The sequence below is a fragment of the Patulibacter sp. NPDC049589 genome (assembly GCF_040675535.1).
Classification (GTDB): domain Bacteria; phylum Actinomycetota; class Thermoleophilia; order Solirubrobacterales; family Solirubrobacteraceae; genus Patulibacter.
The window spans coordinates 12,193-38,341 of record NZ_JBFAPC010000040.1; the positions used below are offsets into that span (position 1 = coordinate 12,193).

Genomic DNA, 26,149 nt, shown 5'->3' on the forward strand with positions numbered 1-26,149 from the left:
GAGGGAGAGCCTCCGAGCCCGTCTACTTGAACGCCACGAGGACGATCGCGGTGACGAGGGCGTTGAGGGTGGCCAGGGGGAGCAGGATCTTCCACCCGAAGGACATCAGCTGGTCGTAGCGCAGACGCGGGAGCGTCGCGCGGATCCAGACGATGATCGTGACGATCACGACCGTCTTCAGCAGCACGACGATCGGGTCCAGGAAGCCCGGGGCGCCCTGCCAGAACGGGATGTTCCAGCCGCCCAGGAAGAGCGTCGAGAACATCGCGCCGGCGACCACGAGGTGGACGTACTCGGCGACGTAGTACATGGCGAAGCGCCCGCCGCCGTACTCGGTCATGAAGCCGCCGACGAGCTCGGAGTCGGCCTCGAGCAGGTCGAACGGCGTGCGGTTGATCTCCGCCAGCGTCGCCACGAAGAAGATGAAGGCGCCGACGATCTGCGGGACGATGAACCAGAGGCCCATGTCGCCCTGCTTGTCGACGATCTCCGACAAGGACAGCGACCCGGTCGTCATCACGACGCCGAGCAGGGCCAGGCCCTGGGCCGCCTCGTAGGAGATCAGCTGCGCCGCGGCGCGCATGGCGCCGAGGAACGAGTACTTCGACGTCGAGGCCCAGCCGCCGAGCAGGATGCCGTAGCTGCCGACCGCGGAGAACGCGAAGAACAGCAGCAGCCCGATGTCGGAGTCCACGCCGTAGAGCCCGATCGGCGTGCCGAAGACGTCCTGCGGGCGCCCGGAGAACGGGATCACCGCGAACGTCGCCAGCGCGAAGACCATGGAGATCAGCGGCGCGGCGATGAACAGCCAGCCGATGGCGCCGCGCGGCTTGAACTGCTCCTTGAAGAGCAGCTTGCCGATGTCGGCCATGGGCTGCAGGGAGCCGAAGATGCCGACGCGGTTGGGTCCTGGACGGCCCTGGAAGCGCCCGAGGAGCTTGCGCTCGTAGAGCAGCGTCAGCGGCACCAGCGAGAAGCCGATGCCGAAGATGATCAGGGCCTTGATGATCTGGGCCCACCACGGCTCGGCGTAGTAGATCGTGCCGATGGGCGCCTGCAGCAGGGCGGTCATGCGCTCTCCACCGTCACCATCGACGGGACGGTGGGTTCGGGGTTCTGGAGCGCGGTCGCGCTCTGGTCGCCCAAGCCCGTCTCGAGGAACACGCTGCCGCGCGGGGACGCGGTGCGCAGGTGCGCGGTGGCGCCGACGGTCGTGCCGTCGGCCTTCACGAGGACGCGCTGACCGTGGCGGATGCCACGCTCGGCCGCGTCGTCGGGGTTCAGCTCGGCGCGCTGCTTCGGCGCCAGGAACTTCAGCGCCGGCGCGTGCGCGACCTCAGGCGAGGACCAGACCGACTTGAAGCTGCCCAGGCGCAGGGCGCCGTTCGGCGAGGCGGCCGCGAGCGGCGCGTCGAGCGAGAACGGGCCGGTGTCGCCGGCGGGGAAGGCCGCGGAGGCCTCGCGCTCCTGCCAGCGGACGCCGAAGCCGCCGATCTCGTCGTGCGTGATGCCGGCGTAGAACGGCACGGCCTCGGCCAGCTCGGTCGTGACCATCATCGACGTCAGGGCCGTCGCACGGCCGCCGAGCGCCGTGATCAGGTGCGAGAGGACCTGCCACGTCGGCAGCGTGCCCTCGGGCTTGCCGACCGCGGGGCGCAGGCGCTGGAGGCGGCCGTCGGGGTGCGTGACGGTGCCCTCCTTCTCGGCGCCGGCCTCGGACGGGAAGACGACGTCGGCGTGCTGCAGGACGCCCTCGGTGAGGAAGGACGCGTGGGCGATGACGCCCGTGGCGTTCGCCAGCGCGGACGACCAGCGGGCGCGGTCCGGGAAGGACGCGACCGGGTCGACGTGCAGGAGGTGCAGGGCGTCGATCTCGCCGGCCGCGGCGGCGGCGGCGATCTCGCGGCTGCTGCGGCCGATCTTGGCGGGCTCGCTGTAGCCGGGGCCGACGTTCGGCAGGACGCCGAGCTCGCGCAGGCCGCGGCCGTTGCCGCCCGTGGGGACCTGCAGCAGGCCGGAGCCCTGGTGGCCGTCCAGCAGGCCGAGGCGGCCGGACGCCTTCAGGAGCGCGCGGGCCGCGTTGGCCGCCCGGGCCGGGTCGGCGGCGTGCGTCAGGCGCTCGCCCCAGACGATGACGACGTCCTTGCCGGCCTCGCGGAGCATGCGGCCCAGGGCCTCGACGGCCTCGGGCTCGGCGCCGGCCGCGCGGGCCAGGCCGCCGACGTCGCCGACGCCGCCGATGGCCGCGTCCAGGGCGCAGGCGAAGGCCTCCCCCGCGCCCGGCGCGAAGCGGACGGAGAGCTCGGCGTTGGGATCCAGCGCCGACGGGCGGCTCGTCGCGACGGCCAGGCGGACACCGTGACGGCGGACGCCCTTGCGCAGGCGCAGGTCCAGCACGGGCATGTCGTCGACGGGCTCGGTGTCGAGCACCAGCACGGCGTCGGCCCACTCGAGGTCGGTGACGGTCGCCTGGGCCTCGGGCGCGTCGAGCGCCGCCTGCAGGCCGGCGGACAGCACCCCGGCGGGGCGGGAGTCGAAGTCGCGGGAGCCGACGACCTCGGTCATCAGGCGGCGCAGGAGCCAGCCGTCCTCGTTGGAGGACGTGCCGCCCGCGAGCGCGCCGACCCGGCCGTCGGCCGCGTCGAGGATGCCCGCGGCGGTCGCCAGCGCGCGGTCCCAGGAGGCCGGGACGAGCTCGCCGCCCTCGCGGACCAGCGGGCCGGAGACGCGCTCGTCGACGTACGTCGACTGGTACGCGAAGCGGCCGCGGTCGCAGAGCCAGCCGTCGTCGACGGCGTCGTTCTCGCGGTTCAGCACGCGCACGACGCGGTCGTCGCGCACGGTGTAGCTGACGTTGCACTGGCCGGGGCACATCGTGCAGACCGAGCCGGACTGCTCGATGTCCCACGGGCGGGCGCGGAAGCGGTAGGCCTGGCTCGTCAGCGCGCCGACGGGGCAGAGCTCGATGATGTTGCCGGAGAACGGCGCGACGTACGGGTGGCCGTCGAACGTGCCGACGAAGGTGTCGGCGCCGCGCTCGTGGAGGACCAGCTGGTAGTCCTCGGAGACCTCCTGCGAGAAGCGCACGCAGCGGTAGCAGAGGATGCAGCGCTCGCGGTCGATCGCGACCAGCGGGGAGAGCTCGACGGGCTTCTGGAAGTGCCGCTTGGGCTCCTGGAAGCGCGTCTCGCCGCGGCCCCAGCCGAAGGAGATGTCCTGCAGGGGGCACTCGCCGCCCTTGTCGCAGACCGGGCAGTCCAGCGGGTGGTTGAGCAGCAGGAACTCGACGACCGACTCCTGCGCGCCCTTGACGCGGTCGGACTGGGTGTCGACGACCATGCCGTCGCGGACCGGCGTGGAGCAGGCGGTCTGGAGCTTCGGGATGCCCTCGACCTCGACCAGGCACATGCGGCAGGCGCCGACCGGCGCGCCGAGCTTCGGCTCGTAGCAGAAGACCGGGATGTCGACGTCGCCCAGCTTGGCGGCGTCGGCGAGCATCGTGCCGGCGGGCGCCTCGACCGTGCGGCCGTCGACGGTGAACGTGATCTGTTCGATCTCGGGACGCGGCATCAGTCGGCGGCGATTCCTTGGAGGACGTTGCCCTGCGCGGAGAGCTCGGCGAGGAGGCGGGCCTCGTTGGCCACCCGGGCCTGCTCGATATGCGCCTCGAAGTGGGGGCGGAACTTGGTGACCATCGACGCCACCGGCATGGCCATGGCGTCGCCGAGCACGCACAGGCAGTTGCCCATGATCTGCTCGCAGACCGACGAGATGACGTCGAGGTCCATCGGCGTGGCCTCGCCGGACTGGATGCGCTTGAGCATCTTCGTCGTCCAGCTCGTGCCCTCGCGGCACGGCGTGCACTTGCCGCAGCTCTCGTGCTTGTAGAAGCTCGCGGTCTTCACCGCGATGTCGACGACCGAGTTGGAGTCGTCGGCCACGATGATCGCGCCGGAGCCGAGCATCGTCTTCGCGCCCGCGAGCGAGTCGTAGTCGTACGGCAGGTCGAGGTCGTCCTTGGTCAGGACGGGGGAGCTCGAGCCGCCGGGGAACCACAGGAGGACCTCGCGGTCCTCCTCGATGCCGCCGGCGAGGCCGTAGATGATGTCCCGGCCCGTCATGCCCATCTCGATCTCGTAGTTGCCCGGGCGGCGGACGTTGCCCGAGACGGAGATCAGCTTGGTGCCGGACGACTTCTCGACGCCCATCGCCTTGTAGGCGTCGGCGCCGACCTTGAGGATGTACGTGATCGCCGTCAGGGTCTCGACGTTGTTGATCAGCGTCGGGCCCTGGTAGAGGCCCTGGTTGGCCGGGAACGGCGGCTTCAGGCGCGGGTTGCCGCGACGGCCCTCGAGGGCGTCGAGCAGGCCGGTCTCCTCGCCGCAGATGTACGCGCCGGCGCCGCGGTGGACCCACATGTCGAGCTCGACGCCGCGGCCGAGGATGTTCGACCCGATGTAGCCGGCGGCCTTGGCCTCCTCGATCGCCTTCTCGAGGATCTCCGCCTGCTGGACGTACTCGCCGCGGATGAAGATGAACGCCTTGTTCGCCCCCACGGCGTAGGCCGCGATGATCATCCCCTCGATGAGGGAGTGGGGGTTCTTCTGCATGAGCTCGCGGTCCTTGAAGGTCCCCGGCTCCGACTCGTCCGCGTTGCAGACGAGGTACTTGTCCATCTTGCCCTGCGGGATGAAGGAGGCCTTCAGGCCCGTCGGGAAGCCGGCGCCGCCGCGGCCGCGCAGGCCCGAGTCCTTCAGCGACGTGATGATCGAGTCGCGGGCCATGGCGAGCGCCTGCTCGGCCATCTGGTAGCCGCCGCGCCGCTTGTAGACCTCGATCGAGGCGAGGCCGGGCTCGTCGATGTTCTCGAAGAGGAGGTGGTTGGTCATGCCATGGACCCTTCGTCGAAGGAGACGGGGTCGAGCGTCCCCGTGTCGCGCGAGGCGCGTGCGACCTCGTCGGTGTTCGCGGCGACGTCGGCGACCCGACGGCGGACGAGCTGCTTCTCGGGCAGCGGGTCCTGGGCGGTGCGGATCTGCTCCGCGAGCTCCAGGACCTCGGTGTCGTCGACGGGCCCCACGTAGACGCCGTTGACGGAGCACATCGGCGCGATGTCGCAGGCGCCGAGGCACTCGAAGCCGCGGATGTTGACGTCGGGGTCGTCCCCGATCGCGAGCTTCAGCGACTCCAAGAGCGCGTCGGCGCCGCGGAGCGAGCAGGAGATGTTCGTACAGACGTAGACCGTCTGGCGCCCGACCGGCTTGGCCTCGAGCATGTCGTAGAAGCCGACGACCGCGGTCAGGTAGCCCGGGGTCAGCTGCATCACGCAGGCGACCTGCTCGATGGCCTGCGGCGAGCACCAGCCGTGCACGCGCTGGGCGGCGGCGAGCGCGGGGATCGCGGCGGAGCGCGAGTCCGGGTACCGGGACATGAAGTCCTCGATCTCGGCGCGCAGCGCGGCCGGGACGTCGACCTGTGCGGGGTCCGGGACGCCGGACGGGTCCTTGGTGAGGTCCGTAGCAGGACGCCAGCCGGGGACGCGGGAACCGTGGTCGAAGCGGACGACCTCCTGCGTGAGGTCGGCGCCCTCGGGCAGGTCCGGCAGGTACGCGCGGCGGGGGCCGGCGGGCGCCGGAGCGCCCTCGCGGACGAGCTCGCGCTCGTTGGGGTCCAGCGGGTCGCGGCGGATGGTCATCGGTCGATGCCTCCGAGGAGCGGATCGAGACACGCGAGCGTGGCGATCATGTCGGCGATGTACTCGCCGCGGGCCATGTCGCCGAACGCCTGCAGGTTGACGAACGAGGGGTCGCGCATGTGCACGCGCGCCGGCTTGCTGGAGCCGTCCGAGCGGACGAAGCAGCCGAGCTCGCCGCGCGGGCCCTCGATCGGGAAGTACGACTCGCCCTCGGGCACGCGCATGCCCTCGGTCACCAGCTTGAAGTGGTGGATGAGCGCCTCCATCGAGGTGGCGAGCTCGTGCCGGGGCGGCAGGGCGACCTTGCGGTCCTCGGTGATCGTCGGGCCCTCCGGCAGGCCGTTCAGGGCCTGCTGGATGATCTTCACGGACTCGCGCATCTCGGCGATGCGGACCGCGTAGCGGTCGTAGTTGTCGCCGATCGTGCCGACCGGAACCTTGAAGTCGAAGTCCTCGTACGACGAGTACGGCGTGGCCTTGCGGAGGTCCCACGGCACGCCGGCGGCGCGCAGCAGCGGGCCGGTGACGCCCCACTCCTGCAGGCGCTGGGCGTCGAGCACGCCGACGTTCTTCAGGCGCTGGAGGATGATCTCGTTCTTCGAGAGCATCGCCTCGTACTGGTCCAGACGCGTGGGCATCTCGTCCAGGAAGCGCTGGAGCTTCTTGTCCCAACCCGCCGGGATGTCCTCGACGACCCCGCCGATCTGGAAGTAGCGCGTGTGCATGCGCTGGCCCGAGGAGTACTCGAAGAGGTCGAGGACCGTCTCGCGCTCGCGGAACGCGTACCAGAGGATCGAGATCGCGCCGAGGTCGAGCATCGTCGTCCCGAGCCACACGAGGTGGCTCATGATCCGGTTGAGCTCGAGGTGGATGACCCGCAGGTACTGGGCGCGCTTGGGGACCTCGACGCCGAGCAGCTCCTCGACGGCCCCGCAGTAGGCCATGGCGTTGAAGTAGTACGCCAGGTAGTCCATCCGCTCGACGACGGGGATGACCTTCCAGTACGCCTTGTCCTCGGCGGTCTTCTCGATGCCGGTGTGCAGGTAGCCGATGATCGGCTTGACGTCGCGGATGACCTCGCCCTCGAGCGTGGTCAAGAGGCGCAGCACCCCGTGGGTCGCCGGGTGGTGCGGCCCCATGTTGATCGTGAGGAGCTCGGTCTCGTCCTGCGTGGCGACGGCGCCCAGCTGGGAGGAGAAGTCGATCGTGGCCTCGTCGGCGCGGTAGCGCTTGGCGAGCTCCTCCCACTCGGCCTCGCGCTCGGAGCGCTCCTGGACCGCGGTGGCCGCGATGCCCGACGGCGTGGTGGCGTCGGTCTCGTCGGCGATCTCGGCGCCGCGCTCGCGCTCGCCCTGCGTGGCGGGGGCGTCGTGCTCGCGGGAGCCCGTCGTGGCCTCGCCGTCCTCCGGCACGGGGCCGTCGCGCTTCTCGTCGTCGGTGCTCACTTCCACCACCCCGGGTTGCGCTGCTCGTTGCCGGTGAACAGCACCGGCTCGCCGCCGACCGGGAAGTCCCGGCGCTGCGGGTGCCCGATGTAGTCGTCCGGCAGGAGGATCCGGCGCATGTCGGGGTGCCCGACGAAGACGACGCCGAACATGTCGAAGACCTCGCGCTCCTGGAAGCTGGCGGTCGGCCACTTGCCCGTCACCGAGGCGACGTGCGGGTCCGACAGCGGGACGCGGACCTTGACGGTCACGCGGTCCTGCAGCTCGAAGGAGAGGAGCTCGTAGATCACCCCGAAGCGGGGCTCCTCCGGGTAGTAGTCGACGCCGTGCAGCGACATCAGGTGCTGGTAGCCCTGCGAGCGCAGGCGCTCGAGGCTCTCGACGACGGCGTCTGGACGGACCTGGATCTCGGACCGGCGGTCGGTGTGCACCTGGGCGACGACGACGGAGTCGTCGCCCGCGCCGACGATGTCGGCGAGGCGCTCGAGGGCGGCGAGATCAGGCACGCGCGTCCTGCTCCCGCTGCTCGAGCTCGGCGGCGCGGCCGGCGCGCTCCTCGAGCTCGTCGAGGCTCCAGGGCTTGGTCTCCTCCGTGCCGTGGGCGCGGTACCGGTCGCGCCAGGCCATCGTCGGGTCGTCCTGGATCATCTTGCGGAGCTTCAGGATCCCGTAGACCACGGCCTCCGGGCGCGGCGGGCAGCCCGGGATGTGGACGTCGACCGGCATGAACTTGTCGGCCGGGACGATCGCGTAGTTGTTGAAGACGCCCATCGACGAGGAGCAGGCGCCCATCGCGATCGCGTACTTCGGCTCGAGCATCTGGTCGTAGATGCGGCGGACGATCGGCGCCATCTTCATCGAGACGCGGCCGGCCAGGATGATCATGTCGGCCTGGCGCGGGGTCGCGCGCATGGCCTCGGAGCCGAAGCGCGACATGTCCATGCGCGCGCCGACGAGGGAGATCATCTCGATCGAGCAGCAGGCCAGGCCGAAGGTCAGCGGGAAGATCGAGTTGCCCTGCGCCCAGTGGGCGGCCTTGTCGAGCGTCGTCGTGACGATCGAGTCGCGGACGTGCTGCTCGATGTCGTCGCCCTCGAGCTCGCCGCGGAGGAGGTCACGCGCGCGCAGCTGGCGGGCGCGGAAGGCCTCCTTGTCGCCGGGCTGGAGCGCGTGCGGGGACGCTGCGGCGGGACCGATGCCGGCCTCCGCCTTGCCGTGCCGGATCACTTCCATTCGAGAGCACCCCTTCGCCACACGTAGATGAGCGCCACGAAGAGCAGCACGATGAAGACGGCCGTCTCGACGAGCGCGAAGGTGCCGAACTCCTTCAGCTCCACCGCGATCGGGTAGAGGAAGACGACCTCGATGTCGAACAGCAGGAAGAGCATCGCGATCAGGTAGAAGCTGATCCCGAAGCGGAAGCCCTGCTGGACGTCCGACGGCAGACCGCTCTCGTACGCGTCCTCGTGGACCGTGGTAGGCCGTCGCCTGAACCGCGGGCCGAGGAACGTGTTCGCCGCGACGAAGAACGCACCGACGCCCGTGGAGAGCACGAGGAAGATGAGGAGCGGTAGATACGACCGGAGCACCGCCTCTTGTTCTACCAGTTCCCAAAGGCCCTTCTAAGGGTTCGGTACCCCTCACTTTCCAGGCGTTCGTGCCGTCCTGCACGAAGTATTCCGGGACATCGCAACATCGGTTGCTTGCGGGGGTGCGCGGTGTCACGAGCGTGTCACGAGCCCCGCGCGGCGGGGTTCCCGGATCGGTCGTTCCGGGTGGGCGGATGCGCGCCCCGAGGGGGTGCCGCGACGCCGATCGCGGGCGCTCGTGCGGATCGGCGCAGCTCGGTCACACGTCGAGTCGGGGAACCGGTGGGTTCGGGGTGCGGGAGGCGGGGGTGCGGGGGTGCGGGGGTGCGGGAGGACGCGACGCGACCCTGGCACGTCGCGAACTGGTGACGGGCGGCCGGTGACGGGCGGCCGTCGGCGGGGGCCGCGGACGATCACCGGCCACGCCCTGTCCGGGATCGACCGCGCCCCTCCCCCAACGACCCCGCGCCGCGAAGCCGCGGACGATCACCGGCCACGCCCTGTCCGGGATCGACCGCGCCCCTCCCCCAACGACCCCGCGCCGCGAAGCCGCGGACGATCACCGGCCACGCCCTGTCGCGAATCGACCGCGGTCCGGCACCGCGTGAGACCACCGGTGACCTCGGCGGCCTCGTCCGCGCCGTCGGAACGCTGGTCCGGACCGTGCGCGGTCGTTCGTCGGACCGCGGATACCGCACGGGAAAGGGGGCGGTCGATGTCACGGCCGGCACGCCGACCGTGTCCGCCGCGCCATGAGACCATCACGGACCGATGTCCTCGGCCGCCCTCGTCGTCTCCCTGCTCACCGGCCTCGTGGCGCTCGCCTCCGGGGCGTGGGGCCTCTGGCTGTGGTGGCGGTTCGACGCCCGGGGCAGCTACTGGATCGCCGTCCGGATCACCCAGGTCGGCGCACTCGCCCTCGCCGTGATGGCCGGCGTCGTCTGGATCGACGGCGACGAGCCGGCCAGCTGGCTCTTCTGGCTCTACTCGCTCCTCCCGATCGGCATCTCCCTGATCGCCGAGCAGTTGCGCCTGATCTCCGCCGAGCAGGTCCTCGAGCGCCGCGGCCTGTCGGGCGCCGCCGAGGTCGCGGAGCTTGACGAGGCCGGCCAGCGCGGCATCGTCCGCGAGATCGTCCGCCGCGAGATCGGGATCATGACCACGGCCGCCCTGGTCATCGCCTTCCTGGCGCTGCGGGTGACCGTGGAGCGCGGCGGGCTCTGAGTCGGAGGACCCGGCGCGGGTCGCGGGTCCCTCCGGGTCCCGAGGGTCGCGGGTTGCCGGTCCGTCTGGGGGGACGGCGTGGGTCGCGGGTCCGTCCGGGAGGGCGAGGGTCGTGGGTCGCGTGCGCACGGGTTCCGGGCGGCGAGGCTCGCGCTGCCCGCTTTTGGCACGGATCGGCCGCGACGAGCGTTCAGGACCCCGGCCCGGCGCGGAGAACGTCGCCACGCCCAGCGATATGTCGCTGGTGAATGGATCCATTCACCAGCGAGATAGCCCCGGCGTGGACGCTCGTGCGGCGCGCGCCGCACCTGGCCGCGCTCCGTCGCACCACCGGGCCGTCGCGAGGCCTGCGAGCTCAACGCCTTCCGGAGTCGGCGCGCCCCGGGAAGACGGGCCGGCGCGGACGTCTGAACAGCCGACGTTCGGACGGTCGGCGTCACGGGTGGCTCTCCGGCCGGGGCCGTGCCGCCATCGTGAAGAGATGACTCACCCCCGGCGCCGGCCAATTGGTTGCCGCCGTCAAAGACCAGTCGCGGGCATCAAGTGCAGATGCGAGAGGGTCTTCGTGGCCGGCGCCGGGGGGCGATCCCCTCTTTCGCCCCCGCGCGGGCCGCTCCTTCCCCCGGATCGAGATTTCTTTTCGGCCGCTCGGTGGGTGCCGTCGTCGCGGCCCGTCCTGGGTCACCGGCCGTCGGGCGCCCGCCATCCGACGTCGGGCGTTGGGCGTCGGGTGTCGGGCGTTCGTCGTCGGGTCCGCCGTCCGTCTCCGTCGTCGGGCGTCGGGTGTCGGGCGTTCGTCGTCGGGTCCGCCGTCCGTCTCCGGCGTCGGGTGTCGGGCGTTCGCCATCCGACGTCGGACGTCGGCGCTGCTAACCGTCGTCGCCGCCGGACGGGGCGTCGGCCGGGTCCTCGCGCCGCTGGCCCGGCGCCGGGGTGCAGTCGGGCTCGGGGCCGGTGACGTGGAGGTCGGCGACCATGCCGAGGTCCTCCTCGCCCGCCTGGCCGCCGATGATCCGGTAGTCGCCGGGGCCGAGGCAGACGGCCAGGAACGACTCCCGCGTGTCGCCCGGGCGCAGCGGCGTGCCGTTCGACGCCATGAACTTCGCGCGGCGGTTGCCGCGCTTGTCGTCGTCGGACACGACGCGGAGGCTGTGGACGAAGCGGCCGGTGTTGCGGCCGTCGATGATCAGCCGGCCCGCGGGCATGACGAGGTTGCGGGGCGTGATCGAGTACTCGGAGAGGTCGAGGCGGACCTCGCCGTCCTCCACCCGATGCTCGGAACCGGTGTTGCAACCGGCCTGGACGAGCAGGACCGCGACCACGACGACGACGAGTCCCACGAGCACCCATCGAAGGTCGTGGACGGGGTCCACGGTGCGCTCCCGGTCGGCCATCGGGGGCATGATCGCCTATCGACGGCCGGGCGCGCGCCTCGACGGGGACTCCTCGTCTAGGATCCAGCGCACATGCAGCGTCGAGCCCTCACGACCCTGGGTGCCCTGGCGGCAGCCCTCGTTCTTGCCTCCTGCGGGTCCGAGTCGGTCCAGACCAACCGCGACAACGGACCACTCAAGGGGGAGAAGGACCCAGTCGTGCTCAAGGGCGCGAACCTCTTCTCCGACCGGTGCTCCGGATGCCACACCCTCGCGGTGGCCGGCACGCAGGGTGGCGCGGACAAGATCAAGGACCGCGAGCGCACCGACGGACCGAACTTCGACCTCCGTGCGGAGACGAAGGGCTCGGTCCTCTACGCCCTCCACAACGGCGGCTTCTCCGGCGCGATCATGCCGGCGAACATCGCCGTCGGCGACGACGCCGACGCGATCGCGGCCTTCCTGTGCAAGTACACGGGTCTGAAGGCCGGCGCCTCGTCGAGCCCGACGAAGCCGAAGACCGCCGCCGAGCGCTGCGCGGACGACCAGCCGCCGGTCGCGGGCTCGACTCCGACCTCGGGCGGCAGCACCACACCCGCCGGCGAGGGCAGCCCCGCCGAGAGCCCCGCCAACTAGCGCGGGCACCCGGGCCTCGCGGCCCGGACCAAGGACCTTCCGAGGGGCGGCGCGAGCCGCCCTTCGTCGTTCCCGATCAGCCGCGGCGGGCGATCTCGAAGGCGACCAGCGTCGTCGCGCACGCGACGTTCAGCGACTCGACGCCGCCGGGCATCGGGACCGAGGCCCAGGAGTGGGCGAACTCGGCCGATTGCTCCGACGCGCCTTCGTGCTCGCCGCCGACGAGGAAGGCGATGCGGTCCGGGAGGTCGATCTCCCACAGCGACTGGGCCGCGCCCGCGTCGAGGCCGACGATCGTGAAGCCCGCGTCCGTGAGCTCCGACAGGGCGCCGGGGGCGTCCGAGGTCCGCAGGATCGGGGACGCGAAGGCCGTGCCGGCCGAGGCCTTGACGACCTGCGGGCCGATCGCGGCGGTCCCACGGCGGGGCACGACGATGCCGTCGACCCCGGCGGCGGTGGCCGAGCGGATGATCAGGCCGAGGTTGCCCGGGGTCGTCACGCCGTCGACGACCAGGAGGCGCTGCTTGCGCCCCGGGTCGCTCGCCAGCTCGTCGAGCCGGTCGCTGAGCGCCGACATCTCGGGCGCGATGACGTCGGCGACCACCCCCTGGTCCTGACGGCCGTTGCCGGAGATCAGCGACACCCGGTGGGCGGAGGTCTCCCGCACGTCCACGCCGCGCTCGGTGGCGGACTTCTTGACCTCGCTGGTCACCGCGCCGCCCATCTCGGCGATCGTCACGCCGGCGACCTCGAGCTTCGGGTCCCGCAGCGCCTCGAGCACCGCCCGACGGCCGTAGACGGTGATGCAGCGGTCGCGCCGCTGGCCGGGTTCCATGGACGGAGGCATCGCGAGGAGGGTACGGGGACCGGGCGGCGCGACCACGTGACGTCACGCGGACGAGGCACGGTCCGGTCGGACCGACCCGGCAGTGACCACGGGGTGCCGGACCCGCCGGGGGCCACGAGAAACGCTGAAGCGTCGCGTCCCCGCCGTCGGCGCCTCGAACGATGCCGAGGCGCCCGGTACGGTGCCCATACCGGCGCGTGCGTGCGCGTCGTCGTTCCGCCGTCCCCGGAGATCCCCGTGCCCCACCCGCCCCGCGCCCGTCCGTCGACGGAGCCCGATCGACCCCTCCGTCCCCGGTCGGCGCGCCCCCGCGCCGCCGCAGCCGTCGACGACCCCGCCGCCACGACCGCCCGCGTCGCCGCCACCGCCACTTCCGGGGCGGCCGTCGTCGGGGCCACCCTCGCCGGGCTCCTCGCGCTCGGCGCCGGCCCGGCCGCCGCCGACGTACTCGAGGTGCAGACCACCGGCAAGGTGCAGGACACCCGGCTCGGCATCACCGAGACGTTCCGCGCCACCGCGATCGCGGCGGACGGCTCGCGGCGCCCGCTGCCCGACTTCGTCGTCGGCGGCAGCGGCCAGGTCTCCGCGGCGACGACATCGCCCGACGGGACGCTCGTCGCCGTCGACTTCGAGGGCGGGCACCAGGGGACGACGGTGCTGCGCACGGACGGCGGCGCGGCGCCCCGGCCGGTGCTGTTCTCCCCGCTCGAGGCGGGGTTCCTGCGCACCTGGTCCGCCGACGGGCGGCGACTGCTGTTCGACCCGGTGCGCGAAGGGCAGGACGACGCGAGCGACAGCGACGACGTCCCGCCCCGGACCGTCGGCGTCTGCGACCTCCAGCGGGCGCGGTGCCGGGCCCGTCCCGCCGCCGGTGCCGCGGCGGCGTTCCTGCCCGACGGCCGGCTCGTCAGCGCGACGACCGCGATCGAGGGTCGGCTCACGTTCGACGACCTGGAGGACACGCCCGAGGTCGCCGCCCGCGGGGGCCGGGACGCCCGGCGGATGCGCCGGATCGCGCGCCGGAGGATCGTCGTGCGGACCACCGTCGCGGGCGCGACGTCGACGGCCACCGTCGACCGGCACGCGTCGACGCCGGCGAGCGGCGTCGACGTCGCCACCGGCGCCGTCGCGAGCCCCGTCGGCGTGCTGGTCTCGCGTCAGCGGGTCCGGGTGCGGCGCGGCACGCGGGCGCGCTGCCGCGTCTACCGCGAGAGCGGCGTCGGCCTGGTCCGCGCCCGCCGGTGCCTGACGCTCACCACCCGCCGGCGGCCGGCCGCCCCGCTGCTGGTCGCTCCCGACGGCGCGGTCCGGACGCTGCACCTGCCGACGGTCGGCGCCGACGACGTCACGCCCGTCCGCGGACTGCCCGACGGGCGCTGGCTCGGCCTGCTGGGCGCGGACGAGCCGGCGCCGATCTCGCCGTCGACGGGCGCCGCGATCGCGGTCGTCGGCCCCGACGGCACCGCGGCGCCCGTGACCCTCGGCGGACGGCGGGCCACCGCGGAGCGGATCGCCACGGCGGTCGGGCGCCGCCCCGGCGGGCGGCCCGGGGAGGTCGAGCTCCTGGGGTACGAGCGGGCGACGGGGACGATCGTCGTCCTCGTCGGCGTCGAGCCGGCGCCGGGCACCGAGGAGGACGAGCCCCGCGCGGCCGTCCGCCTGCGCCTCGACGGCGGCCCGGCGCAGCTGATCGCCGTGCAGGACGAGGGCTACGCCGGCGAGGAGTCCTCGCGCGAGGTGGTGGCCGCATGGTGACCGGCACCCGACCGGCTCCGGTACTCGCCGCGCGCGCGGCCGTCGTCGCGTCCGTGGTCCTCGCCGCGTTCCCCGCGGCGGCCGGCGCGTCGCCGTCGGCACCCGCGGCCGTGACCAGGGCGTCGACCACCGGCGCACCGGTCGTCGTCCGGCTCGTACCCGAGTCCCGCGGCCGCGGCAAGGCGCAGCGGATCGTCACCCGGATCGACGCGTTCTCCGCCGGCGGGGTCCGCCGCCACGTGCGGACGGTCCGGGACGGCGGGCTCGTCCCGCAGCCGGCCGTCAGCCCCGACCGGCGCCGCGTCGCGTTCGCCCGCGCCGACGGGCGGATCGCGATCGTGACGCTCCGCGACGGCGCGCTCCGGCTGCTGCGGCCCCCGGGGCTGCCGCGCCCGCGGCCCGAGCGGGGCGACGTCGACCGCTCCCGCTGGGCCGTCGCCCCGGGCGCCGGCGTCTCGTGGTCCCCCGACGGCCGCGTCGTGGTCGCGCACGCGCTCGTCCAGCGCGATCCGGACCGCTGGGCGTCGACGCTGGGCGAGGTGCGCTCGGTCGCCTGCACCGTGGCGTCCGGCCGGTGCACGACCGCGGGGCGCGGCGCCCCGTCGGACCTGCTGCCGCTCGCCGGCGGGCGGACGCTGCGCCTCGACGGGCCCTCGCCCTCCGACGACCGGGACGGCGGCTCGTCCTACCAGCTCGACGGCGTCCGGCAGCAGCGCCTCGTCCTCGCCCGTCGGCGGGATCCCGTGCGGACCGCGGCCTCGGTCTCCGCCTCGCCGACGGGCTCCGGACGCCTGCGCGTCCTGCGCGCCATCCGGTCGGACGCGAAGGCCGGGATCGTCGCCCTCGGGAGCCGGGTCTCCGGGCCGGCCGGCGTGCTGGTCCGCCGCAACGCGACGCGGCTCGGTCCGCCCCGCGACCAGGAGGGCATCCCGTCGAGCGGCCCCGCCATCGACCTCCGGTCGCGGGTCCTCGCGCCGTGGCTCGTCTCCCCCACCGGCCACCTGAGCACCCTGCCGCTGCGCCTGGCCGTGACGCCGATCGGCACGCTCCCCGACGGGCGCTGGCTCGTCCCGACGTCGGAGGTGCGGGCGTCCAGCCGGTTCGGGCCCCCGGAGCCGGGGCTCGCGACGCTCGACCGGCGTGGCCGGGTGCGGGCGCTGCTCGTCGGCGGCCGGCCGGTCACGCCCGTGCGGCTCGCCCTGGACGCCGGGCTGCCGGACCCGTTCGCCGCCGGCGCCGGCTTCCTCGCCGCGTGGCCCGCCGGGGACGACCTCCTCGTCGCCCTGCAGGACTCGGGGTACGGCGGCACGGTGTTCTTCCTCGGCGACAGCGCGCTCGTCCGGATCCCGCTGGACGGCCGGACGCCGCCCCGGCTCGTCGACCACGAGGGAGGTGCGTCCTATGACGCCCGCTGAGTTCGGAACGACCGACGATCGGTCGAGGCGTCCCGAGGACCGGTGGTTCCGGATCGACGTCCGCAGCCGCGCGCTGCTCGCGTTCGCCGTCGTCCTCGCCGGCGGTGCGGTCCTCGCACCCGCCGCCCCGGCCGAGGTCGTCCGGATCACCAGCGACCCGGCGGCGGACTCCGACGCGCCGGACGTCGTCGCGATCGCCGCGTTCCCGGCCACCGCGGACGCCGGGCGGATCGCCGGGCTCCCCGTCGCCGGCCTGCCCGACGACGTCGCGACGTTCGAGGCCGCGCCGCCCGGCGGGCCGGTCGCCTACGCGGGCCAGGGACCGACGGGGCCCGCGCCCGCCGACCGGTTCGACGACCAGCCGCACCGCCCGCTGGCCGGGCTCGTCCCCCTCGGCGGCGGGCCGGTCGTCCCGTTCACCGGACCGACCGGCGGCCCCCTCGGCCGCGCGTTCCGGCCCTACTCGAACGCCGCGAACGACCAGCCCGATCCGTGGATCACGTGGGCCCCCGACGGCGCCTCGCTCGTCCTGCACGCGGTCGGCCGCGACCCGCGGGCCGACCCGTGGTTCGCGGCGCCGGCCTCGCGGCGCTGCGTCGTGGCGACCGCCCGCTGCGAGCCGGTCGCGCCGCGCGACGTCGTCGACCTGCCCGGCGGCGGGACGGTGCAGGTGGACGCGGGGCTGACCGCGCCGATCGGAGCGAACCGGTCGCTCGGCCGCGACAGCGCGGAGAGCCGCGTGACGACCAAGCGTTTCCGGGCACGGGCGGGCCGGCGCTACGCCGTGACCGTGCGCGTCGCCGGACGGCCCGGGCCCGCGGCGACGTGGACCACGTCGGGCGTCCTGCGCACGGGCGCGCCCGCGTACGACCGGTCCTACGCGAGCGCCGCCGGGGTCCTCGTCCGCACGTCCCGGGTCCGCGCGCCGCGGTCGAGCGGCCGCGACGCGTACGAGAGCGTCGGCGCCGACGCCGGCCGCGCGGCGATCGTCCGCGCCGACGGCACGATCCGGTCGCTCGGGCGCTTCGGCTACGAGGTGGTCGGGACGCTGCCCGACGGCCGCTGGGTGCTGACGGGCGGGTCCGGCGAGCGCTTCGAGCGCGGGCCCACCGGGCTGCCGCTCAGCACGCTGGACGCCGACGGCCGGATCGCGCCGATCACGTCCGGGACGCGTCCCGTCTCGCCCGTGTGGGCCGCCAGCACGGCCGGGCTGCCGGACTCCCTCTCGACCACCGCGAAGGTCGAGCACGCCGGCGTCGACGGCGCGACCGGCCTCCTGGTGCTCGTCCTGCGCTTCTCGGACGACGACGGCGGCGGCCGGGTCGTCGCGGTGACGCCCGACGGCTCCGCGCCGCCCCGGCTGCTGCGCGACGCGCCGGGCCGGCCGTCGGACGACGACTACGTCGTGCGGTGAGCGGCCCGGCGGCGTGACCGGGCGGGACGGGCGGCGGGGCGACCGCCCGGCCACCGGGCGGATCGGGGCGCCCCCGGGCTACGCTTGGCCGCGATGCTCGATCTGAAGGCCCTGCGCCGCGATCCCGACGCCGCCCGTGCCGCCCTCGCCCGCCGCGGCGGCACCGACGCGGAGTCCTTCGACGCCGTGCTGGCGCTCGACGAGCGGCGCCGCGAGCTGCTGCCGCAGCTCGAGACGCTGCGCGCGGAGCAGAACGCCGCCAACGGCGCGATCGCCCAGGCGAAGAAGGCCGCGAAGGAGTCCGGCGACAGCGCCGCCGCCGACGCCGCCGTGGCGACGATGCGCGAGGTCTCCGCCCGCGCGAAGGCGATCCAGGAGGAGCTCGCCGCCGTCGAGTCCGACCTGGCCGACCAGCAGGCCCGCCTGCCGAACCTCCCCCACGTCGACAGCCCGCCGCAGGACACCGTCGTCCGCACGGTCGGCGAGCCGCGGATCGACGGGCTCGGCGCGCGCCCCGCGACGGCCGGGCCGCTCGGCGACGGTGGCCCCGACGCCGCCGCCCCGGCGACGGACGCGAAGGACCACCTGGAACTCGCCGGCGCGCACCGCGTCGACATGGAGCGCGGCGCGCGCCTGTCGGGCTCGCGCTTCGCGTACCTGCGCGGCGACCTCGTCTTCCTCGAGCTCGCGCTCGTGCAGTGGGCGCTGTCGAAGCTGCGCGACAAGGGTCACGAGGCCGTGATCCCGCCCGTCCTGGTGCGTGAGGACGCGCTCTACGGCACCGGTTTCCTGCCCGACACCGAGCAGCAGATCTACGCGCTGCCCGGCGACGACCTCTACCTCGTCGGCACCAGCGAGGTCGCCCTGGCGTCGATGCACGCCGGCGAGATCCTCGAGGTCGCCGAGCTGCCGCTGCGCTACGCGGGCTTCTCGCCGTGCTTCCGCCGCGAGGCCGGGGCCGCCGGCGCCAGCGACCGCGGGCTCTTCCGCGTGCACCAGTTCGACAAGGTCGAGATGTTCTCGTTCGTTCCGCCGGAGGACGCCGAGGAGGAGCACGCGCGCCTCCTGGCGATCGAGGAGGAGATCCTCACCGACCTCGGCATCCCCTACCAGGTGGTCGACATCGCGGTCGACGATCTGGGCGCCTCGGCGGCGCGGAAGTTCGACTGCGAGGCGTGGCTCCCGTCGCAGCAGCAGTACCGCGAGCTGACGTCGACCTCGAACACGACGGACTTCCAGGCCCGCCGCCTGAACACGCGCCTGAAGGACTCCCGCACGGAGTCGCCGCGCAAGCCCGAGCCGCTGGCGACGCTCAACGGCACCGCGATCGCGGTCGGCCGGACGATCATCGCGCTGCTCGAGCACGGCCAGCGCGCGGACGGCACGATCGTGCTCCCAGAGTGCCTCGCGGCCTTCGGCGCGCCGCGGGTGCTGCCCGCGGCGCGCTGACGCTCAGACCTGCTGCGGCTCGGCCAGCGCGGCCTCGAGCTCGCGGCGGATCAGGAGGTCGGAGATGATCACGAGGCCGACCGCACCGGAGACGACGACGGCGGCCACGAACTTGACGTGCCAGCGCTGCTGCTGGGCGCCGAGCAGGCCGATGCCCACGATCGCCAGGAAGGCGAGGCCGTGGACCATGCCGACCGGCCCGACGAACGAGTCCGAGTCGATGATCCCGACCATCCCGAGGACGAGCGGGACGAAGAGCACCACGTCGATGATCCCGAGGACCAGCATGACGTTGAGGAGCTTGCGGGTGCCGGTGGGATCGGTGGTGGAGACGTCGAACATTGCGCGAAGGGTACGCGGCGGATCGGTCTCGCGGTCGCACCCCGTCACACGACGGATTCAGGGTGGGCGCCCCGGATCCCGCTCGTCGCCGGTCACCGCGGCCGAGCGTCGACGCGCCACGTTCCGGGACACCATCCGCTCGCGGCGTGACTCACGACGAGCGGCGGTGCGCCACGTTCCTTGCGCCCGCGACCCCCGGCCCCGCGCGTGTGGGAGGGTCGGGACATGACCTCCGACCCCCGGTACGACGAGCTCGTCGCGAACCACCGCTGGAACGTCCCCGAGCGCTTCAACGTCGCCGCCGAGGTGTGCGACAAGTGGCCGGACGAGAAGCTCGCGATGGTCCACGAGGCCCCCGACGGGACGGTCCGCGAGGTCCGCTGGAAGGAGCAGCGGGAGCTCGCCAACCGCTTTGCCAACCTCGCCGTCCAGCACGGGATCGGCCGCGAGGACGTCATCGCGATGCTCGTCCCTCCGCGCCCGGAGGCCGCCGCGGCGTTCCTCGGCACCTACAAGGTCGGCGCGATCCTCCTAGGCATGTCCGTCCTCTACGGCGAGGAGGGCATCCGCCACCGGATCCGCGACTCCGGCGCGCGGCTCGTCGTCACGGACGAGGCGCACCGGGACCACATCGTCCGCTCGATCACCGGCCTGCCGGGGTGGGATGTCGACGGCGGGGAGGACGGGCTTCCGGGTTCAGAGGACCACACGCTGCTGATCCTCACGTCCGAGCTGCTGGAGGCGGCGTCGCCGGAGTTCGAGACCGTCGACACCGCGGCCGAGGACCCGGCGCACCTCTTCTACACCTCCGGCACGACGGGCCTGGCGAAGGGCATCCTCCACGCGCACCGCTTCGTGCTCGGCCACGAGGAGTTCGAGCACTGCCACGAGATCCAGCCGGACGAGCGCTTCCGCTCGATGAGCGAGTGGGCGTGGGCGGCCGGGATCAACCCGCTGCTCGGCGCCTGGCGGACCGGGGCGACGCACTACGTGCTGGAGCGCGAGGGCGGGTTCTCCCCCGAGGCCGAGCTCGAGTTCCTGAGCCGGAACAAGATCACCAACCTCTTCACGACCCCGACGGCGATGCGGTCGCTGATGGCGGTCGACCGGGCGGGCGAGCGGTTCCCGATCCCGCTGCGCCGTGCGTGCTCGGCCGGCGAGCCGCTGAACCCCGAGGCGATCAAGTGGTTCCGCGAGCAGTTCGGCGTCACCGTCATGGACTTCTACGGGCTGTCGGAGGGCTACCCGCTCTGCGCGAACTTCCCGTGGATGGAGATCCGCGAGGGCTCGATGGGCCGCGTCATGCCGGGCTGGGACGTCGCGGTCCTCGACGAGGACGAGCGGCCGGTCGGCGTCGACGAGCGCGGCGAGATCTGCTGGCGGCGGGAGTCCTCCCCCACGTGGCCGCTGCGGTTCTGGAACAACCCGGAGGCCACGGAGGAGACCTTCGGCGGCGAGTGGTTCCACACGAAGGACGCCGCGCGCGTCGACGCCGACGGCTACGTCTGGTTCGAGGGCCGCGCCGACGACGTGATCCTCACCGCCGGCTACCGCGTCGGCCCGTTCGAGGTCGAGTCCGCGTGCCTCGAGCACCCGGCGGTCAAGGAGGCCGCCGCGGTCGCCAAGCCCGACGAGCGGCGCGGCTGGATCGTCAAGGCGTTCGTCGTCCTGGCCGCCGGCCACGAGGCGTCCGACGAGCTCGGGAAGGAGATCTCGTCCTACGTCCGCAACCACCACTCGAAGTACGCGTACCCGCGCGAGGTCGAGTTCGTGGAGGACCTGCCCAAGACCCTGACGGGCAAGATCCGCCGGATCGAGCTGCGGGCGCTCGAGGACGAGCGGGCGCAGGCGGCGAAGGCGTGATGGCTAGGGGCTGACCCCGACCTTCCGGGCGCCGGCGCGCCACCTCGGTCGTCGCGCGCCAGGACGCTCGTGGACGGCGCACGCCGGGCGTAGGATCGCGCGGTCCACACCCCGCGCCGCCCCCACGGCCGAGCCCGCTCCCACCGCCCCGAAAGGGCCCGCCGTGCGCCGTGCCGCCGCCGTCCCCGTCCTCGCCACCCTGGCCGTCCTCGGGGCCGCCGCGCCCGCCGGCGCGTCGACGATCGAGTACCAGTGCGGGCCGAACGTCTGCGCGGTCGACCCGGACGTCGCCGGCAGCGCGCACCAGCTCGTCGCCGGCGCGACCGCCACCGGCATCACCCGCGACGGCGCGACCGTCGCGTGGACGCTGCCCAACCCGCATGGCGTCGTGCTGTCCCCGGTCGGCGGCGGCGCGACGACGCCGCTGTTCACCGGGCCGGTCTACGAGTACCCGCGCCTGTCGCCCGACGGGACGCACGTGCTGTGGGAATTCCCGGACACCAACGGGTGGTACACGTACGAGGCCCCCGACGCGAGCGCCACCACCACCTCGACCGTCGGATCGTCGATCTCCCAGACCACGCACGGGTGGCTGAACGGCCAGCCGCTGGTCGTCTTCCGCGGGTTCGTCAACGAGAGCACGAACACGCTCTCGCGGATCTGCGCACCGGCGCCCCCGGCGTCCCCCAACTGCGCCACCGTCCTGGCGGCGGACCCCGACAGCCAGATCTCGCTGCCCGACGGCGCGCCCGACGGCCAGAGCATCGTCGCCGTCCGCGGCCCGGCCCCGTCGACGATCGGCGCCCCGACCGAGGGCACGATCGCGCTCTACTCGACCGCCACCCACACCCGCGTCCGCGACCTGACGAGCGGCCCGGCCGACTCGCGGCCCGCGTTCTCGGCGGACGGCGCGCGGGTCGCGTTCGAGCGCGCCGGCGGGATCTGGGTCGTCGACGTCGCGGGCGGCGACCCGCGGAAGGTCGCCGACGGGACGGCGCCGTTCTGGGGCGGGCCGACGACCGTCGCGGGCGGCGGCGCCCGGGGCGGCACCGGCGGCGGCGGTTCGACCGGCGGCGGCTCGACGGGAGGCGGCGGGGCCGCCGGGAGCGCCGCGCCGAAGGTCGTCCTCGTCGGCCGGCATCGCCTGAAGGACCTCGTCGGCGGGAAGGTGCGGCTGCGGACGACGTGCGCCTCGGCGTGCACGGTGCGGACGACGTTCCGCGTCGGCGCCTCGTCGGCCAAGCGGCTGCACCTGGGGAAGGCACGGACGATCGGGTCGGGGACGGCGCACCGCGGGTCCGCGGGCGACGTGACCGTGCCGCTGAAGCTCACGCGCGCCGCGAAGCGCCGCCTGAAGGGCCGCTCCTCGGTCGGCGGGACCCTCACCACCGCGGTCACGCCGAAGGGCGGGAAGGCCGCGGTCCGGACGTCGAGCGCGACGTTCGGGAAGCGCTAGGCGCGCCGCTCCGGCCGGTCGCGACCGCTACTGTCTCCCGGGTCGCGCGGACTCGCCTCCGTTCGGCCGTGCTCCGGGACGCTCACACGTCGCCGGGGCGTTGTCGTTCCCGGGGGCGCTCCGCCCCGCGCCCCCTTTCGCCGGCGCACCCGGCGCAGCCCGGGGGACCGAGGGGCGCGCCGTCAGCGCGGCCGGGTGGCGACCTTCGCGGTGATCCGGCTCTTCGCGTCGATCCGGACGGTGACGCTGTAGCGCGGGCCCTGGGTCGTCCGCAGCACGCAGGTGACGCTCGGCGTCGTCGGGATCGGGACGTGCTTCGGGCACGTGACGCCCGCGGAGCGCTGCCCGACCTGCTTCTCGAGCAGCGACCGGACCTGCCGGGCGATCACCGTGCCCTTCGCGATCCCGCGGACGGCCTTGACCTTGATCCGGGCCGTGCCGCCGGACACCGAGGTCACCTTGCCGCGGATGATCAGCTTCGTGTCCGCGGGGTTCAGCGCCGTGCACGAGATCCGCGCGCCGACCGCCGCCTGCACCCCCGACGCGCACGAGACGCGGTGGAGCCGCACGCCCTGCGCCGCGAACTGGTCGACGATCAGCCGCTCGATCTGGGACGTCTTCAGCGTCCCCGCGCGGAGCGAGGGCCCTCGCGTCGCACCCGTGGCGGGGAGTCCCGAAGAGAGGATGCCCGCCGCGGCGGCCGCCGCGGCGACCGCGCTCCGGCGGAGGGCTGGGCGGATCGACCGGCGCGGCACGCCGGGCACTCTACGGGCTGCCCTACGGCGCGCCTATGGGGTCCGCACCGATCTTGGCGGACGACAGGCGCCCGGGCCGGGTGCTGGCACCTATGGGGTGCCAGGTCCAGACGATGCGACGGCTGCCGCGGCCACAGTCGACGTGGGCGGTGCGGTCGGGGTCCGCCTTCGAGGTCTCGACGTTGCGTATGCGGCAGGCGTCGCCGCGGAGCGTGCACCGGTGAACATCCGCCTGGGACGTCACCGCCGGAGAGGCCTACTTCATCCGAGCAGCGAGGTCTCCGAGGCCGAGAAAGTACCGGCCGTGTGTCCGTCGTAGATCGTCCTCCGAAGCCGCAGTCAAGGCAACGATCTCCACTTCGGATCGATCACGAAACTCGACTTCGGTTTCGAACCGGGCAGCCATTGCCTGTGCGGCCCCATCGAACCGTTGCGTCCTCACCAACCGGCCAGCGTCCCGGACCTGCGTGGTGACCACCGGGTCGTGGTCGTAGTGCGCACAGAGGACGTGGGTCCGGACGGGCCCCGTGCCGATGCGGACGACGCCCTCCCCCGCGCGCTCCCACGGGTCGAAGACCCGCTCGGTCGTGCGCGCGAGGGCCTTCGGGTCGCTGGCGAGCACGTGCTCGGCGCCGCCGGGAGCAGCACGACGTCGCCGGGCAGCAGCTGGACGGGCGGCTCGCCCGGCCGCGAGAGCCAGGCGGTGCCGGACGTGACGGCGTGGAACCGTGCCCGGCGCCGAGGTCCTGCGGCTCGACATCACCGACCCGGCGTCCGTCGCCGCCGCGGCCGGGGCCGCCCCGGACGTCACGCTGCTCGTCAACAACGCGGGCGTCTCGCTGTTCCAGGACCTCGTCGCCGGCGACCTCGCGCGGATCCGCGCCGAGATGGACACGAACGTCTTCAGCACCCTGGCGATGCTCCGGGCGTTCGCGCCGGGACTCGCGGCCGGCGGGGGCGGCGCGATCCTCAACGTCCTCTCGCGGATGTCGTGGACGTCGCACCCGGGCGTCGGCGGCTACGCGCTCAGCACGAGGAGACCGCGGCGTCGAAGGCGGAGCTGAGCCGCGACCCGCGCAAGGTGCGGCTGCACCGGTCGTTCTGAGGCGCGGGCCGCGAGGGCGGTCGGCCGGGGTCGGGCGACGCGTCACGCGGGCGACCGGACGACGCCTCACGGGCCCGTAGGCGGAGGGGAGGGGATTCGAACCCCTGGACGGGGGTGACCCGCCTCCAGTTTTCAAGACTGGCGCAATCGTCCACTCTGCCACCCCTCCGTGGCGCGCCGGAGCGCATACGAAAGGGTAGAGCGGTCGGCGCCGGGATGGGGCGCTTCCCCGAATCGGCACTCCGGAAACGTCGGACGTTCGTCGACCACCCGAACGTGGCGTGCCGCCGCTCGGCACGTCCCACGCGCCCGCTCCGCGCCGATCGGGCGATCGGGGGACCGGTGCTCAGCCGAAGATCAGCAGGTGCAGCAGGCCGGCGCCGAAGCCGAGGACGGCGCCGTGGAGGAAGAGCAGCCACTCGTCCTCCTTCATCGCCGTGCGCAGCATCTCGACGAAGTCCGACGGCGGCATCTCGCGCATCCGGGTCGAGATCAGCGTGCGGATCCGGGCACCCTGGACCCGGTTGAACTCCGGGTCGCGCAGGGGGGTGAGCGTGTAGTCGACGGCCTCGACGGCCACCGAGTCGCGGATCGAGTCGTAGCTGCGGCCGCCCATGATCAGCCGGACGGCCGTCCGCGCCGGGCCGGTCGCGCGGTCGACGGCCGGGCGCAGGGAGTCCTCGATCATCCGGCGCGTGGTGTCCGAGCGCGGGCCGTGCAGCAGCTCGTCGCCGATGCCCGCCAGCGTCAGGATCTCGCGGGAGATGATCTCGGAGTAGATGTCAGCGGCCTCGGCCTGGCGGCGCAGGAACAGTCCCTGGACCTTGAAGCCGAGGATCCGGCGCTCCTCGATCGGCTCGAAGATCATCCAGATGCCCACGAGGTTCGTGGCCCAGCCGACGAACGTGCCCATGATCGGCAGCACGAACCAGTACGGGATCGCCTCGGTGATCAGCACGACCGGGAAGCCCAGGAAGAACGCGAAGACGAAGCCGAAGTTCACCATGAACCGCAGCTCCTTCCGGCCGGTCTCCTGGAAGATCTGGTTCGCGAGCTCCGGGCGGTTCTCGAGCGCCCGGATGACCATGAGCTTCACGTCGAGCAGCTGGTCGATGTGGGTGCCGATCTTCTCGGTCACGTCGCGGACGATGTCCGGAAGCTGGTTGCGCACCCGGGTGTGGATCGCCTCGCGGACCGGGGTCGGCAGGTCGTGCCAGAGCCGCGGGTGCTCGCGCTCCATGATCCGCTCGACGAGCGGGCGCAGGTCCTGCTCGACCGACGCGATCATGTGCTCGGCGATCTTGTCCGGCTCGAGCTGCTGGTAGAAGTCGGCTGCGTTCCCGAGCTTCGAGATGCCCTTGTCGACGGCGATCGAGCCCATCTTCGCCGCGCGCGAGGGGATGATCCCCTGCCAGCCGATCCCGCCGTGCATCACCCCCGGGATCTGCTGCACCTTGCGGGGCGAGAGCTTCACGAAGAAGCGCATCCCCGGCACCCGGACCCCCTGGAACTCCAGGGGGTTGAAGAGCATCCAGACCGCGGACCAGTTGGTGATGTAGCCGATCGCCCCCATGAACAGCGGGACGGTGATGATCTCCTGCCAGTGCAGGTCGAGCCCGAGGACGTGCAGGCCGGCGAGGGCTGGGCTCATGACGGCGAGCCCGCCTGCCCGCCGAGCCGCCGGCCGGGCCGGGTCGGCGCGGGGCGCGGGGCGGTGCCGGGGATGTCGACCGCGCCGGGCTGGATCGCGGAGCCCTCGATCGTGTCGCCTGTGATCCGCCGCTGC

21 protein-coding genes, 1 tRNA gene and 2 pseudogenes are annotated in these 26,149 nt (G+C 73.5%); 9 read left to right on the top strand and 15 right to left on the bottom strand.

The window, feature by feature from the left end; all coding sequences use genetic code 11:
* Window positions 1–22: 22 nt before the first annotated feature.
* The 8 genes from nuoH to ndhC all read right to left on the bottom strand — a co-directional run bounded on the left by nuoH (window position 23) and on the right by ndhC (window position 8,729).
* Entirely contained in the window at window positions 23–1,072 is a 1,050-nt protein-coding gene (gene nuoH / locus AB0L40_RS09930; RefSeq protein ID WP_364352919.1) for an NADH-quinone oxidoreductase subunit NuoH, read from the bottom strand.
* Window positions 1,069–3,570 carry an NADH-quinone oxidoreductase subunit NuoG gene (gene nuoG, locus AB0L40_RS09935; protein WP_364352922.1) on the bottom strand — a complete coding sequence of 834 codons (2,502 nt, stop codon included), beginning with the start codon at window positions 3,568–3,570 and terminating at the stop codon, window positions 1,069–1,071. Before nuoG ends, nuoH begins: the two co-directional genes overlap by 4 nt.
* Window positions 3,570–4,889, bottom strand: a complete 1,320-nt coding sequence (gene nuoF / locus AB0L40_RS09940) for an NADH-quinone oxidoreductase subunit NuoF (protein WP_364352925.1) — start codon at window positions 4,887–4,889, stop codon at window positions 3,570–3,572. Before nuoF ends, nuoG begins: the two co-directional genes overlap by 1 nt.
* Complete coding sequence (locus tag AB0L40_RS09945) at window positions 4,886–5,695, bottom strand: NAD(P)H-dependent oxidoreductase subunit E (RefSeq protein WP_364352928.1); 810 nt, start codon at window positions 5,693–5,695, stop codon at window positions 4,886–4,888. The genes nuoF and AB0L40_RS09945 overlap by 4 nt, the downstream gene beginning before the upstream one ends.
* Entirely contained in the window at window positions 5,692–6,834 is a 1,143-nt protein-coding gene (gene nuoD, locus AB0L40_RS09950) for an NADH dehydrogenase (quinone) subunit D (RefSeq protein ID WP_364352977.1), read from the bottom strand. Before nuoD ends, AB0L40_RS09945 begins: the two co-directional genes overlap by 4 nt.
* A 302-nt stretch (window positions 6,835–7,136) precedes the next feature.
* Window positions 7,137–7,646 (bottom strand): NADH-quinone oxidoreductase subunit C, encoded by a 510-nt coding sequence (locus AB0L40_RS09955; protein WP_364352931.1) that lies wholly within the window; start codon window positions 7,644–7,646, stop codon window positions 7,137–7,139.
* Entirely contained in the window at window positions 7,639–8,223 is a 585-nt protein-coding gene (gene nuoB / locus AB0L40_RS09960) for an NADH-quinone oxidoreductase subunit NuoB (RefSeq protein WP_364352980.1), read from the bottom strand. The genes AB0L40_RS09955 and nuoB overlap by 8 nt, the downstream gene beginning before the upstream one ends.
* Window positions 8,224–8,363: 140 nt before the next feature.
* Window positions 8,364–8,729: an NADH-quinone oxidoreductase subunit A gene (ndhC, locus tag AB0L40_RS09965; RefSeq protein WP_364352934.1), complete on the bottom strand. Its 366-nt coding sequence runs from the start codon at window positions 8,727–8,729 to the stop codon at window positions 8,364–8,366.
* Between the two features lie 771 nt (window positions 8,730–9,500).
* On the opposite strand from ndhC, the gene AB0L40_RS09970 reads away from it, so the two are divergent.
* Complete coding sequence (locus tag AB0L40_RS09970; protein WP_364352937.1) at window positions 9,501–9,953, top strand: hypothetical protein; 453 nt, start codon at window positions 9,501–9,503, stop codon at window positions 9,951–9,953.
* A gap of 869 nt (window positions 9,954–10,822) precedes the next feature.
* Here the strand turns inward: AB0L40_RS09970 and AB0L40_RS09975 are convergent.
* A complete protein-coding gene (locus AB0L40_RS09975) occupies window positions 10,823–11,347 on the bottom strand; it encodes a hypothetical protein (RefSeq protein ID WP_364352940.1) in 525 nt (174 codons plus the stop codon).
* A gap of 72 nt (window positions 11,348–11,419) precedes the next feature.
* Here AB0L40_RS09975 and AB0L40_RS09980 point away from each other — a divergent pair, with 72 nt between their 5' ends.
* Window positions 11,420–11,962 carry a c-type cytochrome gene (locus tag AB0L40_RS09980; RefSeq protein WP_364352943.1) on the top strand — a complete coding sequence of 181 codons (543 nt, stop codon included), beginning with the start codon at window positions 11,420–11,422 and terminating at the stop codon, window positions 11,960–11,962.
* A 76-nt stretch (window positions 11,963–12,038) separates the two neighbouring features.
* Here the strand turns inward: AB0L40_RS09980 and AB0L40_RS09985 are convergent, their stop codons facing one another.
* Entirely contained in the window at window positions 12,039–12,809 is a 771-nt protein-coding gene (locus AB0L40_RS09985) for an RNA methyltransferase (RefSeq protein ID WP_364352947.1), read from the bottom strand.
* 237 nt (window positions 12,810–13,046) lie between these two features.
* On the opposite strand from AB0L40_RS09985, the gene AB0L40_RS09990 reads away from it, so the two are divergent.
* The 4 genes from AB0L40_RS09990 (at window position 13,047) to serS (ending at window position 18,842) form a co-directional block, all read left to right on the top strand.
* Window positions 13,047–14,564, top strand: coding sequence for a hypothetical protein (locus AB0L40_RS09990; RefSeq protein ID WP_364352950.1), 1,518 nt, complete (start codon window positions 13,047–13,049; stop codon window positions 14,562–14,564).
* Complete coding sequence (locus AB0L40_RS09995) at window positions 14,558–15,979, top strand: hypothetical protein (RefSeq protein ID WP_364352953.1); 1,422 nt, start codon at window positions 14,558–14,560, stop codon at window positions 15,977–15,979. The genes AB0L40_RS09990 and AB0L40_RS09995 overlap by 7 nt, the downstream gene beginning before the upstream one ends.
* On the top strand, window positions 15,966–17,393 hold the full coding sequence (locus tag AB0L40_RS10000) for a hypothetical protein (protein ID WP_364352956.1): 1,428 nt from the start codon (window positions 15,966–15,968) through the stop codon (window positions 17,391–17,393). Before AB0L40_RS09995 ends, AB0L40_RS10000 begins: the two co-directional genes overlap by 14 nt.
* 93 nt (window positions 17,394–17,486) lie before the next feature.
* Window positions 17,487–18,842 carry a serine--tRNA ligase gene (gene serS / locus AB0L40_RS10005; protein ID WP_364352959.1) on the top strand — a complete coding sequence of 452 codons (1,356 nt, stop codon included), beginning with the start codon at window positions 17,487–17,489 and terminating at the stop codon, window positions 18,840–18,842.
* 3 nt (window positions 18,843–18,845) lie between these two features.
* Here serS and AB0L40_RS10010 read toward each other — a convergent pair whose 3' ends face one another.
* Complete coding sequence (locus tag AB0L40_RS10010; RefSeq protein WP_364352962.1) at window positions 18,846–19,184, bottom strand: hypothetical protein; 339 nt, start codon at window positions 19,182–19,184, stop codon at window positions 18,846–18,848.
* A gap of 225 nt (window positions 19,185–19,409) precedes the next feature.
* Between AB0L40_RS10010 and AB0L40_RS10015 the strand changes: the two genes are divergently transcribed.
* On the top strand, window positions 19,410–21,047 hold the full coding sequence (locus AB0L40_RS10015) for an acyl-CoA synthetase (protein ID WP_364352965.1): 1,638 nt from the start codon (window positions 19,410–19,412) through the stop codon (window positions 21,045–21,047).
* 163 nt (window positions 21,048–21,210) lie between these two features.
* On the top strand, window positions 21,211–22,503 hold the full coding sequence (locus AB0L40_RS10020) for a hypothetical protein (protein ID WP_364352968.1): 1,293 nt from the start codon (window positions 21,211–21,213) through the stop codon (window positions 22,501–22,503).
* Window positions 22,504–22,685: 182 nt separating this feature from the next.
* On the opposite strand, the gene AB0L40_RS10025 is transcribed toward AB0L40_RS10020, so the two are convergent.
* Both AB0L40_RS10025 and AB0L40_RS10030 read right to left on the bottom strand, forming a co-directional pair.
* Window positions 22,686–23,258 carry a hypothetical protein gene (locus AB0L40_RS10025; protein ID WP_364352971.1) on the bottom strand — a complete coding sequence of 191 codons (573 nt, stop codon included), beginning with the start codon at window positions 23,256–23,258 and terminating at the stop codon, window positions 22,686–22,688.
* 438 nt (window positions 23,259–23,696) lie between these two features.
* Window positions 23,697–23,942: pseudogene (locus tag AB0L40_RS10030) on the bottom strand (hypothetical protein); the annotation flags it as partial.
* Window positions 23,943–23,986: 44 nt separating this feature from the next.
* Here AB0L40_RS10030 and AB0L40_RS10035 point away from each other — a divergent pair.
* Window positions 23,987–24,268: pseudogene (locus tag AB0L40_RS10035) on the top strand (SDR family NAD(P)-dependent oxidoreductase); the annotation flags it as partial.
* Between the two features lie 176 nt (window positions 24,269–24,444).
* On the opposite strand, the gene AB0L40_RS10040 reads toward AB0L40_RS10035, so the two are convergent.
* A tRNA-Ser gene (locus AB0L40_RS10040) sits at window positions 24,445–24,532 on the bottom strand.
* Window positions 24,533–24,709: 177 nt separating this feature from the next.
* Window positions 24,710–26,014 carry a hypothetical protein gene (locus tag AB0L40_RS10045; protein WP_364352974.1) on the bottom strand — a complete coding sequence of 435 codons (1,305 nt, stop codon included), beginning with the start codon at window positions 26,012–26,014 and terminating at the stop codon, window positions 24,710–24,712.
* Window positions 26,015–26,149: the final 135 nt, after the last annotated feature.

Excerpts from the sequence above, each read along its gene's own strand:
- AB0L40_RS09995 (WP_364352953.1), top strand. The coding sequence starts at position 14,558 with ATGGTGACCGGCACCCGACCGGCTCCGGTACTCGCCGCGCGCGCGGCC.
- AB0L40_RS10045 (WP_364352974.1), bottom strand. The coding sequence starts at position 26,014 with ATGAGCCCAGCCCTCGCCGGCCTGCACGTCCTCGGGCTCGACCTGCAC.
- AB0L40_RS09945 (WP_364352928.1), bottom strand. The coding sequence starts at position 5,695 with ATGACCATCCGCCGCGACCCGCTGGACCCCAACGAGCGCGAGCTCGTC.
- nuoH (WP_364352919.1), bottom strand. The coding sequence starts at position 1,072 with ATGACCGCCCTGCTGCAGGCGCCCATCGGCACGATCTACTACGCCGAG.
- AB0L40_RS10000 (WP_364352956.1), top strand. The coding sequence starts at position 15,966 with ATGACGCCCGCTGAGTTCGGAACGACCGACGATCGGTCGAGGCGTCCC.
- nuoD (WP_364352977.1), bottom strand. The coding sequence starts at position 6,834 with ATGGGGCCGCACCACCCGGCGACCCACGGGGTGCTGCGCCTCTTGACC.
- AB0L40_RS09975 (WP_364352940.1), bottom strand. The coding sequence starts at position 11,347 with ATGGCCGACCGGGAGCGCACCGTGGACCCCGTCCACGACCTTCGATGG.
- serS (WP_364352959.1), top strand. The coding sequence starts at position 17,487 with ATGCTCGATCTGAAGGCCCTGCGCCGCGATCCCGACGCCGCCCGTGCC.
- AB0L40_RS09970 (WP_364352937.1), top strand. The coding sequence starts at position 9,501 with ATGTCCTCGGCCGCCCTCGTCGTCTCCCTGCTCACCGGCCTCGTGGCG.
- AB0L40_RS10015 (WP_364352965.1), top strand. The coding sequence starts at position 19,410 with ATGACCTCCGACCCCCGGTACGACGAGCTCGTCGCGAACCACCGCTGG.
- nuoG (WP_364352922.1), bottom strand. The coding sequence starts at position 3,570 with ATGCCGCGTCCCGAGATCGAACAGATCACGTTCACCGTCGACGGCCGC.
- AB0L40_RS09985 (WP_364352947.1), bottom strand. The coding sequence starts at position 12,809 with ATGCCTCCGTCCATGGAACCCGGCCAGCGGCGCGACCGCTGCATCACC.
- AB0L40_RS10010 (WP_364352962.1), bottom strand. The coding sequence starts at position 19,184 with ATGTTCGACGTCTCCACCACCGATCCCACCGGCACCCGCAAGCTCCTC.
- nuoF (WP_364352925.1), bottom strand. The coding sequence starts at position 4,889 with ATGACCAACCACCTCCTCTTCGAGAACATCGACGAGCCCGGCCTCGCC.
- AB0L40_RS09980 (WP_364352943.1), top strand. The coding sequence starts at position 11,420 with ATGCAGCGTCGAGCCCTCACGACCCTGGGTGCCCTGGCGGCAGCCCTC.